The organism is Streptomyces sp. MMCC 100 (genome assembly GCF_041538145.2).
In the GTDB taxonomy this organism is placed as follows: domain Bacteria; phylum Actinomycetota; class Actinomycetes; order Streptomycetales; family Streptomycetaceae; genus Streptomyces.
In genome coordinates, this window is the sequence record NZ_JBGORK020000001.1 from 6,247,237 (window position 1) to 6,263,289 (window position 16,053).

Genomic DNA, 16,053 nt, shown 5'->3' on the forward strand with positions numbered 1-16,053 from the left:
CTCCCGGACCGTCTCGGCGCGGTTTCTCGGGCCGTCTCGGCGCGGTTTCTCGGGCCGTCTCGGCGCGGTTCCCGGGCCGCGCCGCACGACGAAGCGCCCGTCCCCCGACCGGTTTCGGGGAGCGGGCGCTTTCGTTCGTCACGCCTCGGCGGGTCACTCGCCGATGAGGGCATCCACGAAGGCCGCGGGCTCGAACGGCGCCAGGTCGTCCGCGCCCTCGCCGAGACCGATCAGCTTGACCGGCACACCCAGTTCGCGCTGCACGGCGACCACGATGCCGCCCTTGGCCGTGCCGTCCAGCTTGGTGAGCACGATGCCGGTGATGTCCACGACCTCGGCGAAGACCCGGGCCTGGATCAGACCGTTCTGACCGGTGGTGGCGTCGAGCACGAGCAGCACCTCGTCCAGCGGCGCGTGCTTCTCCACGACGCGCTTGACCTTGCCCAGCTCGTCCATGAGGCCGGTCTTGGTGTGCAGGCGGCCTGCGGTGTCGATGAGCACGACGTCCGAGCCCATCTCCTTGCCCTCCTTGACCGCGTCGAAGGCCACGGAGGCCGGGTCGCCGGCCTCCGGCCCGCGCACGGTGTGGGCGCCGACCCGCTCGCCCCAGGTCTGCAGCTGGTCGGCGGCGGCGGCACGGAAGGTGTCTGCGGCACCGAGGACGACGCTGCGGCCGTCGGCCACCAGGACTCGGGCGAGCTTGCCGGTGGTGGTGGTCTTGCCGGTGCCGTTGACACCGACGACCATCACGATGCCGGGCTTGCCGGTGGCGGGCTCGGTCTTGACCTCGCGGTCCATGTCGGGGCCGACGAGGTTGATCAGCTCCTCGCGCAGCAGGCCGCGCAGCTCTTCGGGGGTGCGGGTGCCTAGCACCTTCACCCGTTCGCGCAGGCGCTCGACCAGCTCCTGGGTGGGCTGCACGCCGACGTCGGCGGTGAGCAGCGTGTCCTCGATCTCCTCCCAGGTGTCCTCGTCGAGGTGCTCCCGGGACAGCAGGGTCAGCAGGCCCTTGCCGAGGGCGTTCTGCGAGCGGGAGAGGCGGGCACGGAGCCGGACCAGTCGGCCGGCGGTGGGCTCGGGAACCTCGATCTGCGGGATCTCGAGCTCTTCGACGACGGGCGGCTCCTCGACGGTGGCGGTGCCGCCGTCCGGGAGGTCGACCTCCTCTATCGTCCGGCGCGTTTCGTCGCGCGGCGTCTCGGCCTCGTCGCCGACGTGCGGCTCGGCCGGAGGGGCGGTGATGTCGGGCGTGGCGGGGGGCGGGGGAGGCAGCTGCTTCTTGCGGCGGCTGCCGACCACCAGCCCGCCGAGCGCGCCGATCACGACCACGGCGATGACTACAGCAAGGATGACGATTTCCATAACGGGTCCAGTATGCGTGACCTCCGGCACGGGTCCTCGCTGTCGGCTCCCTGTGGTTTCGTCCGAAGGACAAAGGCCCCTGGAAGGAGTGAGTCGGAGCAAAGTACGATGGAGGAGGACGCGTCAACGCGCGTAGAGTCCCGACCGCCCCCTCTTCCCCACGATCGAGGCACGGACCCCCACATGAGCAAGACCGCCGAGAACGAAGGCGCCCTGGAAACCCGCGGCATCGAGCAGGTGCCCGACCACGAGCGCACCGCCCGGACCCGCGAGCTGTTCCCGACCTGGGTCGGCGCCAACATCAGCGTGCTGCTGCTCACGATGGGCGCGAGCCTCGTCGTGGCGTACGGCCTCAACTTCTGGCAGGCCCTGGTCGTCGCGGCCGCGGCACCCGTCGTGTCGTACGGCCTGGTCGGTCTGATCGGGATCGCCGGCAAGCGGGGCGGTGCGCCCGGCATGGCGTTGTCCCGTGCCGTGTTCGGACAGCGGGGCAATCTGCTGCCCGGCTCGCTCATCTGGGTCGCCCGCTGGGGCTGGGAGACGATCAACGCGGTGACCGGCGCCTATGCCGTGCTCACCGTGCTGGACATCGTGTTCGGCATACGCGCGAACAGCGTGCTGGACATGGTGACGCTGCTCGCCTTCGTCGTGGCGACGTTCGCGATCTCCGGGCTGGGCATCAACGCCGTGCAGAAGTGCAACAAGTACGCGACGTACCTCTTCGGCGCCTTCTCGGTGCTGGTCCTGGGCTACCTGATCGTCGACACGGACTGGTCCGCGGTCTTCGACCGGCCCGCCGGTTCGGTGGCCGCGGTGATCACGGGCGTGGGTCTGATCGCGGCCGGCGGCGTCAGCTGGATCCCGTCCGCTCCCGACTTCACCCGGTACCTGCCGCGTACGGCCTCCTCGAAGGGGATCGTGGGTGTCACGGTCGGCGGCGCCGGCATCGTCGTACTGCCCATGGTCCTGATGGGCATGATCATGGCCGTCTCCACGCCGGACCTGGCCTCGGCCGCCGACCCGGTCTCCTTCCTCGGCGAGATCCTGCCCACCTGGATCGCGGTGCCGTACCTGCTCATCGCGCTGATCGGCATGCTGCTGATCAACTCGATGTCGATGTACTCGGCCGGCTTCACCGCGCAGACCCTCGGCTTCAAGGTCCCGCGGCACTGGGCGGTCTCGGTCAACGCCGTGATCTCGCTGGTCTTCGGCGGCGTGCTGATGCTGGTGGCGACCAGCTTCATGGGCTCCTTCATCGCCTTCCTGTCGCTGCTCGCGGTCGCCTTCTCCGCCTGGGTCGGCGTGTTCGGCGCGGACATGCTGCGCGGCAGGGAGTACGACGGCGCGGCCCTGGCCGACACCGGCCGCACCAGCGCCTACTGGTACCGCGGCGGCTTCTCCCCCGCCGCCGTCGTCGCCTGGGCGGTGGGTCTGGCCGCCGGTCTGATGTTCACCACGTCCGACTGGTTCACCGGCCCCCTCGCCACGAACAACTTCGTCGGCGAGTACGGGCTGGGCTGGGTGGCCACGGTCGTGATCTCCGCTCTGCTGTACGCGGTGCTGCCGAAGCCGGCGCTGGTCGTTCCGGCGGCATGTGCGGAGCGGGCCGGGCAGCCCGAGGCCGTGACCGTCTGACGTACGCCGAACGACGCCCCCGCTCCCGAGCGCCATGGGAGTGGGGGCGTCGTGTCTTTCCCTGTCCCTGTCCCTGTCCCCGCCCCTGTCCTCCTCCCGACTGTCCTCCTCCCGACCGCGGCGAAGCCCTGTTGCCCGCTCGGCCGCGCGGTGTTCGTCCGCGCCCATGAGTCCGGTGAACGGGCCCCGGCACACCGCCGCCCCGCCCGGAGGGTGACCGGGCGGGGCGGCGGACGGTACGGGGAGAGGGGCAGCGGGGACTTGGCCCTCCTCCCCGGGTTCGGGGCGGGGCGGGCAGGTCAGCCCATCTCCTCCAGGGCCTTGCCCTTCGTCTCCTTCACGAACTTGAGCACGAAGGGGATGGAGAGGGCGGCGAAGATCGTGTAGATCACGTAGGTGCCGGAGAGGTTCCAGTCGGCCAGCGACGGGAAGCTCGCGGTGATGGCCCAGTTGGCGATCCACTGCGCGGAGGCGGCCACGCCCAGGGCGGCGGCACGGATGCGGTTGGGGAACATCTCGCCGAGGAAGACCCAGACGACCACACCCCACGAGAGGGCGAAGAAGAGGACGAAGACGTGGGCGGCGATCAGGGCGACCCAGCCCTGGGTGGCCGGGAGCTTGCCGTCGACCAGGTCGAAGGAGAAGGCCCACGCCTCCAGCGCCAGGCCGATCACCATGCCGACGGAGCCGATCAGGGCGAGCGGCTTGCGGCCGATGCGGTCCACGAAGATCATCGCGATCACGGTGCCGACGATGTTGATGATCGACGTCGTGAACGAGTAGAAGAAGGAGTCCGTCGGGTCGACGCCGACCGACTGCCACAGCGTCGAGGAGTAGTAGAACGCGACGTTGATGCCGACGAACTGCTGGAAGACCGACAGGCCGATACCGATCCAGACGATCGGCTTGAAGAAGAAGCTACCGCCCAGGAGGTCCTTGAAGGAGGACTTCTCCTCGCTGTGCATGGCGTGCTCGATCTCGGTGACGCGGGCGTCGAAGTCCACGTCCTTGCCCTCGACCTCCGCGAGGATCTGCTTGGCGCGCTCGCGCTTGCCGACGGAGATCAGGAAGCGGGGGGACTCGGGGATGGCGAAGGACAGCAGGCCGTAGAGGAGGGCCGGGACCACCATGACGCCGAGCATGACCTGCCAGGCCTCCAGGCCCATCAGCTCACCGCGCTGGTCACCGCCGGCGGCGTTCAGCAGACCCCAGTTGACCAGCTGCGACACGGCGATGCCGACGACGATCGCGGCCTGCTGGAAGGAGCCGAGCCGGCCGCGGTAGGCGGGCGGGGAGACCTCGGCGATGTAGGCGGGGCCGATCACCGAGGCCATGCCGATGGCGAAGCCACCGATGATGCGCCACATGGCGAGGTCCCACAGGGCGAAGGGCAGTGCGGAACCGATGGCGCTGACGGTGAAGAGGACCGCCGCGATCTGCATGCAGCGGATGCGGCCGATGCGGTCGGCGATGCGGCCGGCGGTCGCGGCGCCGATGGCGCAGCCGATCAGTGCGACGGCGATGACCTGGGCCAGCAGCGCGGAGCCGACGTCGTAGCGGTCCCGGATGGCCTCGACGGCGCCGTTGATCACGGAACTGTCGTAGCCGAACAGGAAACCGCCCATCGCGGCCGCCGCCGCGATGAAGATGACGTGCCCGAGATGATCGGGGTGAGCCGTCCTGGCTCCTGGACTGGGTGCCTGCGATGTGCTGGCCACGTGTACTCCTCGGGCTACCGGCAACGCTGCCGGGGCGGTTCGCCCTTCGAGGTGCCACTGAAGGGACCTGAAGGTAAAAGCAACGTTGCAGAGACTATGCCTTCAAGTTTCGAAGTCAATAGGGCGAGAGATGTGAGTTTGTGGATGTGGAGCCGGGATACTCGTTCAAGAGTTGAAGTTAGCTACGGTCGAAACTGTCGAAACTAGCGCAGCCGTTGGCTGATGACCTTCGACACACCGTCACCCTGCATGGACACGCCGTAGAGCGCGTCGGCGACCTCCATCGTGCGCTTCTGGTGCGTGATGACGATCAGCTGCGAGGCCTCCTGCAGCTCCTGCATGATCCGGATCAGCCGCTGCAGGTTGGTGTCGTCGAGCGCCGCCTCGACCTCGTCCATCACGTAGAACGGGCTCGGTCGGGCCTTGAAGATCGACACCAGCATCGCCACCGCGGTCAGCGAGCGCTCCCCGCCGGAGAGCAGCGACAGCCGCTTGACCTTCTTGCCCGGTGGCCGGGCCTCGACGTCCACGCCCGTGGTGAGCATGTTGTCGGGGTCGGTCAGGATCAGCCGCCCGTCGCCACCCGGGAAGAGCCGGCCGAAGACGCCCTCGAACTCCCGGGCGGTGTCCCGGAAGGCCTCGGTGAAGACCTGCTCGACGCGCTCGTCGACCTCCTTGACGACCTGGAGCAGGTCGGCGCGGGTCTTCTTCAGGTCCTCCAGCTGCTCGCTGAGGAACTGGTGCCGCTCCTCCAGCGCCGCGAACTCCTCCAGCGCCAGCGGGTTGACCTTGCCGAGCTGCTGGTAGGCGCGCTCGGCGGCCTTCAACCGCTTCTCCTGCTCGGAGCGGACGAACGGCCGCGGGCGGTTGCGCGGATGCTCCGGGTCTTCCGGGAGCTCCTCGCCCTCGGCGGCGGGCGAGGGCGGCACCTCTTGATGGGGGCCGTACTCGGCCGCGAGTCCCGCCGGTTCCACACCGAGTTCCTCCAGCGCCTTGGTCTCCAGCTGCTCGATGCGCAGCCGCTTCTCGGCGCCGAGTACCTCGCCCCGGTGAACTGAATCCGTCAACTTGTCCAGCTCCGCCTTGAGGTCGCGCCCTGCGGTGCGCGCGGCGGTCAGTTCCTGCTCGCGCCGGGCCTTGGCGGCCTCGGCGAGGGTGCGCTCCTCGTCGGCGCGGGTCAGCGAGACCTCGACGTGGGCGAGCAGCTGCCGGGCGCCGGTGGCGACCGCCTCGGCGACGGCCGCCTCGTGCCGCAGCCTGGCCCGCCGCTGCTCGGCACGCGCGCGTGCCTCGCGTTCGGCGCGGGCGGCCCGGTCGAGGGAATCGGCCCGCCCGGCGAGTCCCTTGACCCGTTCCTCGTGCGTACGGACCTGGAGACGGGCCTCCATCTCGGTCTGACGGGCGTTGGCACCGTCGGCGGCGAGCCGGTCACGGGCGGCGGTGTCGGGCTCCTCCTCCACCGGCATCTCCTCGGCCACCGCGAGCCGCTCCGCGAGCTCCTCGACCTCCATGAGCGCCTTGTCCAGCGCCTCCTGCGCCCGGGCGGCAGCGGCGGCGGACCGTTCCGCCTCTCCGGCTGCGCCACGCGCCTGGCCCGCGAGCCGGCCCAGCTGCTGGGCGACGGACGACTTCTCCCGGTCGGCGGCCCGGCGCCGCTCCCCCAGCTCCTCGACGAGCGCGGCGCACTCCCGGCGCCGTGCGACGGCCGCGTCCTGCCCCTCCGCCAGCTCCTCGCACCGCACGCCCAGCTCTTCCAGCTCGGCGGCGGCCTGGTCCACGGACGCCTGCACCTCCAGGAGGCTGGGCGCACCGGCCGACCCGCCCTGCGCGAAGTGCGCGCCCAGCAGGTCACCCTCGGCGGTGACGGCGGTCAGCCCGGGCCGGGCGTAGACGAGGTCTTCGGCGTCCTCCAGGGTGGCGACGACGACGATCCCCCGCAGCAGCCGCCGCACGGCGGGCATCAGGTCGGCGGGCCCGTGGACCAGGTCGGCGGCGTACGGCGGTCCGTCGTCGCGCGGCCCGTGCGGTCCGTCGTCGCGCGGCCCGCGCGGTACGTCGTCGCGCGGCCCGTACGGTACGTCGTCGGGGGCGCCGGCGAGCAGCAGGGCGGCGCGGCCCGCGTCCTGCTTGCGCAGCAGGCGGATGGCGTCGGCGGCGGCCGCGGGGGAGGTCACCGCGAGGGCGTCGGCGGCGGCGCCGAAGGCGGTGGCGAGGGCCACCTCGTGGCCGGGCGTCACGGTGAGGAGCCCGGCGGCCGGGCCGAGCAGTCCGGTGAGCCGGTCCTTGGCGGCCAGCAGCGCGCCCGTGCCGTCCTTGCGGCGCAGGCCCAGCGCGAGTGCCTCGTGCCGGGCCTGCGTGGCGGCGCGCTCGCGTTCCGCGGCGGTGGCTGCCTCGCGGGCGGCGCTCAGTGCGGCCTCCGCCTCGGTCAGCTGCCGCTTGGCCGCCTCGTGCCGCTCGGCGAGTTCCTGGTCGTCGGCGTCGAGTCCGTCGACCTCGGCCTGGAGGGTTTCGTACTCCTCCTGGGCGGCGGCGGCCCGCTCCCGCGACTCGTCGCGGGCTTCGGCCAGCCGCTCGATCTCGGCCTGGGCGGAGGCGGCCCGGGAACGGGCGGCGCCGACCTGCCCGCTGAGCCGGGCGAGCCCCTCGCGGCGGTCGGCGATGGCGCGGGCGGCGTCCTTGAGGCGGCGCTCCTCCACGGCCAGTTCGCGTTCGAGGTCGGCGCGGTGGGCGACCGTGTCCTCCAGGGCGTGTTCGGCCGCTTCCAGGGCCGCTTCGAGTTCGGCCTCCTGCTCCCGGACGCGGGCGGCCTCGCGCTCCAGTTCCTCGGGATCGCGGCCCCGGCGCTCCTCGGGCGGCGCGGAGGTGGCGCTCTTCACGCGCGCGTCGGCGAGCGAGATCGTGCCGCGCACGCGTTCGGCGAGCTGGGAGAGCTCGTACCAGGTCTGCTGGGCGCGCTGGAGGCGTGGGGTGAGCCGGCGCACCTCGTCCTCCAGGTCCGCCTCGCGGCGCAGCGCCCGGCCCAGCTCCTGTTCGGCGGCCTCCTTGCGTTCCTTGAGCGCGGCCTCGTCGGCGATCTCGGCCTGGAGCGCCTCGCGCATCCGTACGAGGTCGTCGGCGAGGAGCCGGAGCCGGGCGTCCCGGAGGTCGGCCTGGATGACGGCGGCCCTGCGGGCGACGGCGGCCTGCCGGCCGAGGGGCTTGAGCTGGCGCCGCAGCTCGTCGGTGAGGTCCTGCACGCGCGCGAGGTTGGCCTGCATCGCGTCCAGCTTCCGGAGCGCCTTCTCCTTGCGCTTGCGGTGCTTGAGGACGCCGGCGGCCTCCTCGATGAAGGCCCGGCGCCCCGTCGGGTCGGCGTGCAGGACGGAGTCGAGCTGGCCCTGGCCGACGATGACGTGCATCTCGCGGCCGATGCCGGAGTCGGAGAGCAGCTCCTGGATGTCGAGGAGGCGGCAGGTGTCGCCGTTGATCTGGTACTCGCTGCCGCCGTTGCGGAACATGATCCGCGTGATGGTGACCTCGGCGTACTCGATGGGCAGGGCCCCGTCGGAGTTGTCGATGGTCAGCGACACCTCGGCCCGGCCGAGCGGCGGGCGCCCGGTGGTGCCGGCGAAGATGACGTCCTCCATCTTGCCGCCGCGCAGCGACTTGGCGCCCTGTTCGCCCATGACCCAGCTGAGCGCGTCGACGACGTTGGACTTGCCCGAGCCGTTCGGGCCGACGACACAGGTGATGCCCGGCTCGAACCGGAGCGTGGTCGCCGAGGCGAACGACTTGAATCCGCGGAGGGTCAGGGCCTTCAGGTGCACGCCGTCGGACTCTACCTTTCGGGTGTGTCTCACTCCATGAACCGGTGAACCGCCGCGGTTTCACCGGTGAACATGCAGGGCACATCAGACGTTGAAGAGGGTGAAAGGTTGCGCGGGGCAGGGACCGGCCGAGACGGGGGCGGGAAAGAAAGAAGGGACGCCGAAGCGTCCCTTGCAGACTCTGACACCTGAGCGGTTGTACGGGCGGGCCCAACCACTGCTGTGCCGTAGTGGAGCGATGCAGTGATCAGGTGAGCGCAGGCTCCGCCTGGTGTGCGTCAACGCTCTCCATGCTCTCCATGATCCTGTCGTGAGAAGCGGCAGCCGCCAGCGCGTCGTTCTCCGCCTGGATCCGTCCGAGCTCGGATTCCAGGTCCTGGACGCGCTGCTGGAGCCGTCGCATCTCGGCGAGGAGTCGAGGGTCGGAGCCGCCGACGTAACCGAGAAGCGCCTTTGCCATGATGGATGGTCCTCCACAATGAGTGACCGACCGAAGCGGTGTGGGTCGTGAGGGAATCGCACCCGCGGTGCTTGGCACTTTGGAGTTTTTGCTGCCGTTCAACCATGCCAAACAGCTAAGGTGCGCGGGGCTTTCAGCGTCTCACCAAAAAGTTTGACGGTCAACACGATCACGCCCCGTATTGGCGGGCGCCCGGGGGCATGCGGCCGGGAAACGGCGACGCTGCGACTCCTGCGGGCCCCTCGGGGCGTGGCGATCATTCTGCGTGCGGAGCCTCCCACGAGCGGCCGTCCTTGGCAACCATCTGCCCGTTTTCGCCCTGGCCACCCCTGCGGGAGGGCCGCTTCCGGCGCCCGCGGCCCCTCGCGCGGCCGACTGTCAGCGGATGGCGAAGCCGTCGTAGCCCCCGCGGGGTGTGTCCCAGATCTCGGTGACTCCGTCCACGCGTCCGGGCGTGTCGTCGCCGCGCAGCCAGTCGAGCAGCCTCTCGCAGCGCTCGCGCGGGCCCTCCGCGACGACCTGGACGCGACCGTCGCCCAAATTGAGAGCAAAACCACTCATCCCGCCGAGTTCCAGCGCCCTGGCCCGCGTGAACCAGCGGAAACCCACGCCCTGGACCTGTCCGCGCACCCACGCGACCAGCCGTACATCCTCGCTCATGACTGCAACCTAACCAGTCAATGTCTCGCGGGACACTTCACCCCCTGGCGCCATGCGGTACCGTCCCCACCCAATGAATCCCACATGAAACTCACTCGATCGTGTGAGTTTCATGTTGATCGTGAGCACAGCCGACCGCGAGGGCACGCCCAGCGCGAGGACGAGGACGAGGAAGGCCAGGACATGGGACGCCACCGACGCTCCGCCGCCGGCCGCGCCGCCACGGGCCGCGCCGCGGGGGGCCATGAGACGGACGGTACGACGACGGGACGGGGCCGCGACCCGCTGGCGCCGGACGCGGGCGAGGCCCCCACGATGGGGATCGCCCCCTATCTGAATCCCGAGGCGTACGCCGAGGTCCGCGCCAAGAGCGACGCCTACCTGTTCGCGGACGGCCCGGACGGCGAGAGCCCGCAGGCCGGCCGCACCGTCGCCTTCCCCGCCGGCGGATACACGCCCGACGGCGGCTCGCAGCCCGGCGGAGGGCGCCGGCGCCGTCGCAGGAAGGCGGCCACTCCGGTGCGCACCGGTCTGCTCGGTGTGTCGGCCGCGGTCGCCATCGGCACGGTGGTCGTGGCCACGGGCGCGGTGCCCGGCCTCGACAACTACCGGATCGGCGGCGACAGCAGCAGCGGGGGCGACCGGGTGCAGGCCCAGGACGCCCCGACGAACAGCCCGTCCCAGCAGGGCGGCACCTCGGGCAGCGCCGACACCGGGCGCGGCGACGACGCCGCCACCAGCCGCGGCACCGACCGCTCCGCCTCCCCTGCCCAGTCCCCGTCCCCGTCCCCGTCCCCGTCGAAGGAGGAGTCCGCCAAGGACTCCCCGTCCGCCTCGCCGTCCTCGGCCTCCCCCTCCACCTCGGCACCGGCCTCGAAGCCCGCCGCCCCGGCCGGGACCCCGTCGAAGACCAAGAAGCCGAAGACGACTCCGAGCGCCGGGCCGAAGCCCGCGCCCTCCCGCCCGGCCACCAAGGAGCCGGCCGAGCCCAGCGCGCCCGCCGCCGTCTCGGAGGAAGCCGTCGCCCAGGCGCAGGTGCTCAAGCTGGTCAACGACGAACGGGCCAAGGTGGGCTGCAGCCCGGTGGCGGCGAACAGCGCCCTGCGCGAACTGGCCGAGGACTTCAGCGAGGCCATGGCCACCCAGGGCTTCTTCGACCACACCGACCCCAGCGGCGCGACCCCCTGGGACCGGGCGGCGGCAGCGGGCATAAGCGGACTCGGGGGCGAGAACATAGCCCGCGGCCAGGCCGACGCCCAGGCCGTGATGGACGCCTGGATGGACAGCCCCGGCCACCGGGCCAACATCCTGAACTGCGACTTCAAGACGCTGGGAGTCGGAGTCCACTTCGGCTCCGGCGGCCCCTGGTGGACACAGGACTTCGGCTACTGACCGCCCCGGGCGGCACAGACCCGGCGCCGCCTCCCGCTCAGCGCACCCTGCGGCGCAGCGCTGTGCTCACGTACGCTGGGCGTATGTCGACCACGCAGGAGCGCACGGCGGAGCAGGACCTGCCGTACGACGTGTTCTCCCGGGCCTGTCCCTCGCGCGGCACCCTGGAGCACGCCACGGGTCGCTGGGGCGCGCTGACGCTCGGCGCGCTGTACGAGGGTTCCTTCAGGTTCAACGAGCTGCGGCGCCGCGTGGACGGCGTCAGCGAGAAGATGCTGGCCCAGACCCTGCACGCGCTGGAGCGCGACGGGCTGGTGCACCGCGAGGCACAGCCCACCAACCCGCCCCGTGTGGATTACGAGCTCACGCCGCTGGGGCGCGAGGTGGCCCAGCGGCTGCTCGCGCTCATCGAGTGCGTCGAAGGGCGGATGGACGAGGTGCTGGCATCGCGCGAGAGGTACGACGCGCAGCGGATGCCTACGGAGTGACCCTCGCAGGCCGCTGGCACTTCGGGCAGTAGTAGCTGGAGCGGTTCATCCACGGCCGGCGGCGCATCGGTGTGGCGCAGCGGCGGCACGGCAGGCCCTCGCGGCCGTACGCGTCGAGCGAGCGGTCGAAGTAGCCGGACTCGCCGTTGACGTTGACGTACAGGCTGTCGAAGCTGGTGCCGCCGACGGCGAGGGCGGCGTTCATCACGTCCCGGACGTGGCCGAGGAGTTCGGCGGTGCGGGGGCGGGTGAGGGTCGCCGTGGGGCGTTCGTAGTGCAGGCGGGCGCGCCACAGGGCCTCGTCCGCGTAGATGTTGCCGACGCCGCTGATCAGGGACTGGTCGAGCAGGGCCCGTTTGATCGTGGTGCGCTTGCGGCGCAGCGCCTGGTGGAACGCCTCGTCGTCGAAGAGGGGGTCCAGCGGGTCGCGGGCGATGTGCGCGATGACGTCGGGCAGTCCGTCGGGGGTGGTCTCGTGCAGGGAGAGGCCGCCGAAGGTGCGCTGGTCGACGAAGCGGAGTTCGGTGCCGAGGGCGTCGGTGAAGCGGACGCGGATGCGCAGGTGCTTCTCGGCGGGTGTCTCGTGCGGCTGGACCAGGAGCTGGCCGCTCATGCCGAGGTGGGCGAGGACCGCCTGGTCGGTGTCCTCCAGGGGCAGCCACAGGTATTTGCCGCGGCGGCTGGGTGTGCCGATGCGGTGGCCCTTGAGGCGGTGGGCGAAGTCGTCGGGCCCGGCGATGTGCCGGCGTACCGCACGCGGGTGCAGCACCTCGGCGTCGGCGACGGTCCGGTGGGCGACCCAGCGCTCCAGGCCGCGCCGTACGACCTCTACCTCGGGCAACTCTGGCATGGCTTCCCCTCGGGTGGGCCGGTGGACGGGGGCGGTGGACTGGGCTTGCGGACTGGGCTTGCGGAGGGCCGACGAGCCGAACGCCCGCCCCGGAAGCGGGGCGGGCGTTCGGACCGTGCGGTGGACGGATCAGGCGGAGGCGGACGCCTCGTCGGCGTCCACGTCGACGGCGTTCGCCGTCTCCTTGGCGCGCTCGTCCGCCGCGGCCCGGATGGACCGCCACGCGGATTCCGCCGCCTGCTGCTCCGCCTCCTTCTTGCTGCGGCCGGTGCCGGTGCCGTACGAGACGCCTCCGACGCGGGCAGCAGCAGTGAAGGTCTTCTCGTGGTCGGGACCGGTCTCCGTGACCAGGTACTCGGGGACGCCGAGCCCTTCGGTCGCGGTGAGTTCCTGGAGGCTGGTCTTCCAGTCCAGGCCGGCACCGAGGTTCGAGGACTTCTCGATCAGCGGGTCGAACAGGCGGTGCACCAGTTCGGAGGCCGCGTCGAGGCCCTGGTCGAGATAGACCGCGCCGATCACCGCTTCGAGGGTGTCGGCGAGGATGGACGCCTTGTCCCGGCCGCCCGTGCCCTCTTCACCGCGGCCGAGCCGGATGAAGGAGCCGAGTTCGAGCCCGCGGCCCACCTGAGCCAGCGCACGCGAGTTGACCACCGCGGCCCGCAACTTGGCCAGCTGGCCTTCGGGCAGGTCGGGGTGGGTGCGGTACAGCGTGTCCGTGACGACGAGACCGAGCACGGAGTCCCCGAGGAACTCCAGCCGCTCGTTCGTCGGCAGACCGCCGTTCTCGTACGCGTAGGAACGGTGGGTCAGTGCACGCACCAGAAGGGCGGACTCGAGCTGATAGCCGAGCCGCCCTTCCAGAAGCGTGTGGGACGAGGCCTGGGTGTCCGCCTTCTTCTTGGCGGGTGGGTCCGCCTTGGCGTCTTCCGCCTTCTTGGGGACTGACACAGTGCCTCTCACCAGCCGCTCAGACCTCGAGGACCTGGCGCTTGTTGTAAGTGCCGCAAGCCGGGCACGCGATGTGCTGCAGCTTGGGCTCGTGGCAGCGCTCGCACGCAACCAGGGTGGGGACCGCAGCCTTCCACTGCGACCGGCGGTGGCGCGTGTTGCTGCGCGACATCTTCCGCTTCGGAACAGCCACGGCTACTTCTCCTGCTTCTCGGCGGCGTCCGCGGAATCCGACCCGTCGCCGCTCATCTCGTCCTTCTCGCCGTCTCCGAGTGAACCGGCGAGTCCCTGCAATGCCGCCCAACGAATGTCGACGGCGTCGTGGTGGTGGTCCGGGTCGTCCGACAGGCGCACTCCGCACTCGGAGCACAGACCCTGGCAGTCTTCCTGGCACACCGGCTGCATCGGCAGTGCGAGCACCACCGCGTCGCGCAGCACGGGTTCGAGGCCGATCAGTCCGTCCTCGACGAAGAACCTGTCCTCGTCGTCCTCGGCGTCGTCGCCCGGTTCCGCCACGGGGCGGCCACGGTCGTCGGCGTCAGGGTACGAGAACAGCTCCTGGAAGTCCGCTTCGAGCTGCTGCTCGAGCGGCTCCAGACACCTTACGCACTCCCCCTCGGCCCTGGCACGGGCGGTGCCTGTGACGAGCACCCCTTCCATGACCGACTCGAGCCGGAGATCGAGCTCCACCGGGGCGCCTTCCGGCACTCCGATGACTCCCTGGAGACCGAAGTCCCTGGGAGCGTCGACCGTGCGGGTCAGGCGCTGGAGCGCACCGGGCCGCCGTCCCAGCTCGTGTGTGTCGAACACGAGGGGGTCGCGGTGGTCGAGGCGCGCGTTCAGAACCATTCCTGCTTTCGGTCTTCGTGGGTTGAGGGTGCCGCCCTTCGGTGTTCCCGGGCAGCGGCGATCGCGGACGTACGCGCGACCGAAGAGCCAGGATACTGGACCATTCGCTCTCGTCCCAATCCGGGCCGGAGCGCCCCCTCGCCCCTAGAGGCCGCGGCCCTGTTCGTACGCCCTCAGCTGCTCGGCACTGATCATGCTGGTGTCGAAGAGGCTGGTCTCGTCGAGCGCCTGCGGCTGGGCGTGCGGGGGCTGCTGCGGTTGCGGGGGCTGGGCGTAGCCCTGCTGTGCGTCGTACGCCTGCTGACCGCCGTCGTACTGGTAGGCGTACGGGTCGGCACCCTGCTGCTGGTAGCCGTACGGGTCCTGCCCGCCGTCGTAGGTCTGCTGGTAGGCCGCGTACGGATCGGGCTGCTGCTGCGCGTAGCCGTACGCCGGCTCCTGCTGGGGCATCTCCGGCAGGGCCTGGGCCGGCACCTGGGCCGCCGCGGGCTGCTGCTCGCCGTACTGGGGCTGCATGGGCTGCCCGGCGGGGGCGGGGACGTCGGAGAGGCCCGCGAGGTCGGCGAGATAGTCGGCGTCGCTGGAGTGCTGGACGGTGGTCATGTCGTCCGCGAGGGCGCCGAGGTCGTCGGTGGCGATCCGGCCGTGCAGCTTCTGGCGGCCCCGGCCGACCGCGTCCAGGGTCTTGGCCAGCACGGCCTCGAAGGCGCCGAGCTTGGTGTCGACATAGGCGTCGGCGTCGCGGCGCAGGGTCTCGGGGTCGTGGCTGCGCTCGGGGGCGTCCTCGTCCTCGTAGCCGTTCTCGTCGAGGCCGGGTCCGGTGCCGAGGAGCTTCTCGCGGCCCCGGCCGACGGAACCGAGGGTCTTGGTGAGGACGACCTCGAAGTTGGCGAGCTTGGAGTCGACGTAGTCGTCGGCCTCGGCGCGGACCTCCTCGGCCTCCTGGCGGGCCTCGGCGAGGATCCGGTCGGCCTCGGCCTGGGAGCGCCGGGCGACCTCGGTGTCGGCGATCAGGGAGCCGCGCTCGGCGTGCGCGCTCTCGATGATCCGGTCGGCCTCCTGGCGCGCCTGCGCGACCATCTGCTCGCGGTCGCCGATCAGCTCCTGGGCCTGGGCGAGGGAACCGGGCAGCTCCGCGCGCAGCTCTTCCAGCATCGAGAGCAGTTCCGCGCGGTTGACCACGCACGAGGCCGACATGGGCATGGCGCGGGCGCCGGAGACCATCGCGGTGATCTCGTCGAGCTTGTTCTGCACGTCCACCGTGTGCTCGCCACTCTCTACAGCTGTGATGGAGACGGACGGGACGACTGTACGACCCCGGGGCGTCCCGGGGACACCGGGTGACGGATCGTCAGTCTCCGTGGGCTGTGCGACGGGACGGTCAGCGGTTGCTCAGGCGCTCAGTGAGGGCCTCGAGGACCAGCGGCGGCACCAGGTGGGAGATGTCGCCGCCCCAGGTCGCGACCTCCTTGACCAGGGAGGACGACATGAAGCTGTAGGTGGGGTTGGTGGGGACGAAGAGGGTCTCCACCCCCGAGAGGCCGTTGTTCATCTGGGCCATCTGCAGCTCGTAGTCGAAGTCGCTGACCGCGCGCAGGCCCTTGACGATGGCCGGGATCTCGCGCTGCTTGCAGAAGTCCACGAGCAGACCGTGGAAGGACTCCACGCGGACGTTGCCGTACTCGGCGGTGACCCGGCGGATGAGGTCGATCCGCTCCTCGATCTCGAACAGGCTCTTCTTGGACCGGTTGATCATCACCGCGACGTAGACCTCGTCGTAGAGGCTGGAGGCACGGGCGATGATGTCGAGGTGTCCGTTGTGGATCGGGTCGAATGACCCGGGACAGACGGCACGGCGCACTTGTGTTCCCTCGCTCTCCGGTCC

The 16,053-nt window shown here is 71.0% G+C and carries 14 protein-coding genes; 3 read left to right on the forward strand and 11 right to left on the reverse strand.

The genetic code is table 11. The features are described from left to right. Positions 1 to 153: 153 nt before the first annotated feature. A complete protein-coding gene (ftsY, locus tag ABS735_RS28785) occupies positions 154 to 1,362 on the reverse strand; it encodes a signal recognition particle-docking protein FtsY (RefSeq protein WP_373904391.1) in 1,209 nt (402 codons plus the stop codon). A 183-nt stretch (positions 1,363 to 1,545) separates the two neighbouring features. Between ftsY and ABS735_RS28790 the strand changes: the two genes are divergently transcribed. Further along, positions 1,546 to 2,997, forward strand: a complete 1,452-nt coding sequence (locus ABS735_RS28790) for a cytosine permease (protein ID WP_373904392.1) — start codon at positions 1,546 to 1,548, stop codon at positions 2,995 to 2,997. A gap of 299 nt (positions 2,998 to 3,296) precedes the next feature. On the opposite strand, the gene ABS735_RS28795 is transcribed toward ABS735_RS28790, so the two are convergent. The 4 genes from ABS735_RS28795 to ABS735_RS28810 form a co-directional block, all read right to left on the reverse strand. After that, the gene (locus tag ABS735_RS28795) at positions 3,297 to 4,715 is read right to left on the reverse strand and encodes a sugar porter family MFS transporter (RefSeq protein WP_373904393.1); all 1,419 of its coding nucleotides are present in this window, start codon (positions 4,713 to 4,715) and stop codon (positions 3,297 to 3,299) included. Positions 4,716 to 4,918: 203 nt separating this feature from the next. Beyond that, entirely contained in the window at positions 4,919 to 8,521 is a 3,603-nt protein-coding gene (gene smc, locus ABS735_RS28800; RefSeq protein ID WP_373904394.1) for a chromosome segregation protein SMC, read from the reverse strand. Positions 8,522 to 8,768: 247 nt separating this feature from the next. Beyond that, positions 8,769 to 8,981 carry a hypothetical protein gene (locus ABS735_RS28805; RefSeq protein ID WP_003973418.1) on the reverse strand — a complete coding sequence of 71 codons (213 nt, stop codon included), beginning with the start codon at positions 8,979 to 8,981 and terminating at the stop codon, positions 8,769 to 8,771. Between the two features lie 378 nt (positions 8,982 to 9,359). After that, a complete protein-coding gene (locus ABS735_RS28810) occupies positions 9,360 to 9,641 on the reverse strand; it encodes an acylphosphatase (RefSeq protein ID WP_373904395.1) in 282 nt (93 codons plus the stop codon). Positions 9,642 to 9,824: 183 nt separating this feature from the next. Here ABS735_RS28810 and ABS735_RS28815 point away from each other — a divergent pair, with 183 nt between their 5' ends. Both ABS735_RS28815 and ABS735_RS28820 read left to right on the forward strand, forming a co-directional pair. Further along, on the forward strand, positions 9,825 to 11,033 hold the full coding sequence (locus ABS735_RS28815; RefSeq protein ID WP_373904396.1) for a CAP domain-containing protein: 1,209 nt from the start codon (positions 9,825 to 9,827) through the stop codon (positions 11,031 to 11,033). An 83-nt stretch (positions 11,034 to 11,116) separates the two neighbouring features. Continuing rightward, a complete protein-coding gene (locus ABS735_RS28820) occupies positions 11,117 to 11,521 on the forward strand; it encodes a winged helix-turn-helix transcriptional regulator (RefSeq protein ID WP_373904397.1) in 405 nt (134 codons plus the stop codon). Here ABS735_RS28820 and mutM read toward each other — a convergent pair. The 6 genes from mutM to coaD form a co-directional block, all read right to left on the reverse strand. After that, positions 11,511 to 12,371, reverse strand: a complete 861-nt coding sequence (gene mutM, locus ABS735_RS28825) for a bifunctional DNA-formamidopyrimidine glycosylase/DNA-(apurinic or apyrimidinic site) lyase (protein WP_373904398.1) — start codon at positions 12,369 to 12,371, stop codon at positions 11,511 to 11,513. The genes ABS735_RS28820 and mutM overlap by 11 nt on opposite strands. A gap of 129 nt (positions 12,372 to 12,500) precedes the next feature. Further along, a complete protein-coding gene (gene rnc / locus ABS735_RS28830) occupies positions 12,501 to 13,331 on the reverse strand; it encodes a ribonuclease III (RefSeq protein WP_373904399.1) in 831 nt (276 codons plus the stop codon). A gap of 7 nt (positions 13,332 to 13,338) precedes the next feature. Next, entirely contained in the window at positions 13,339 to 13,512 is a 174-nt protein-coding gene (gene rpmF / locus ABS735_RS28835; protein WP_006139588.1) for a 50S ribosomal protein L32, read from the reverse strand. A gap of 2 nt (positions 13,513 to 13,514) precedes the next feature. Next, positions 13,515 to 14,168, reverse strand: coding sequence for a YceD family protein (locus ABS735_RS28840; protein ID WP_373904400.1), 654 nt, complete (start codon positions 14,166 to 14,168; stop codon positions 13,515 to 13,517). Positions 14,169 to 14,312: 144 nt separating this feature from the next. Then, complete coding sequence (locus tag ABS735_RS28845) at positions 14,313 to 15,428, reverse strand: cell division initiation protein (RefSeq protein ID WP_373904401.1); 1,116 nt, start codon at positions 15,426 to 15,428, stop codon at positions 14,313 to 14,315. A gap of 121 nt (positions 15,429 to 15,549) precedes the next feature. Next, a complete protein-coding gene (coaD, locus tag ABS735_RS28850; protein ID WP_042825260.1) occupies positions 15,550 to 16,029 on the reverse strand; it encodes a pantetheine-phosphate adenylyltransferase in 480 nt (159 codons plus the stop codon). Between the last annotated feature and the right edge of the window lie 24 nt (positions 16,030 to 16,053).

Excerpts from the sequence above, each read along its gene's own strand:
- ABS735_RS28790 (WP_373904392.1), top strand. The coding sequence starts at position 1,546 with ATGAGCAAGACCGCCGAGAACGAAGGCGCCCTGGAAACCCGCGGCATC.
- mutM (WP_373904398.1), bottom strand. The coding sequence starts at position 12,371 with ATGCCAGAGTTGCCCGAGGTAGAGGTCGTACGGCGCGGCCTGGAGCGC.
- ABS735_RS28815 (WP_373904396.1), top strand. The coding sequence starts at position 9,825 with ATGGGACGCCACCGACGCTCCGCCGCCGGCCGCGCCGCCACGGGCCGC.
- ABS735_RS28810 (WP_373904395.1), bottom strand. The coding sequence starts at position 9,641 with ATGAGCGAGGATGTACGGCTGGTCGCGTGGGTGCGCGGACAGGTCCAG.
- ftsY (WP_373904391.1), bottom strand. The coding sequence starts at position 1,362 with ATGGAAATCGTCATCCTTGCTGTAGTCATCGCCGTGGTCGTGATCGGC.
- ABS735_RS28820 (WP_373904397.1), top strand. The coding sequence starts at position 11,117 with ATGTCGACCACGCAGGAGCGCACGGCGGAGCAGGACCTGCCGTACGAC.
- ABS735_RS28805 (WP_003973418.1), bottom strand. The coding sequence starts at position 8,981 with ATGGCAAAGGCGCTTCTCGGTTACGTCGGCGGCTCCGACCCTCGACTC.
- ABS735_RS28840 (WP_373904400.1), bottom strand. The coding sequence starts at position 14,168 with ATGGTTCTGAACGCGCGCCTCGACCACCGCGACCCCCTCGTGTTCGAC.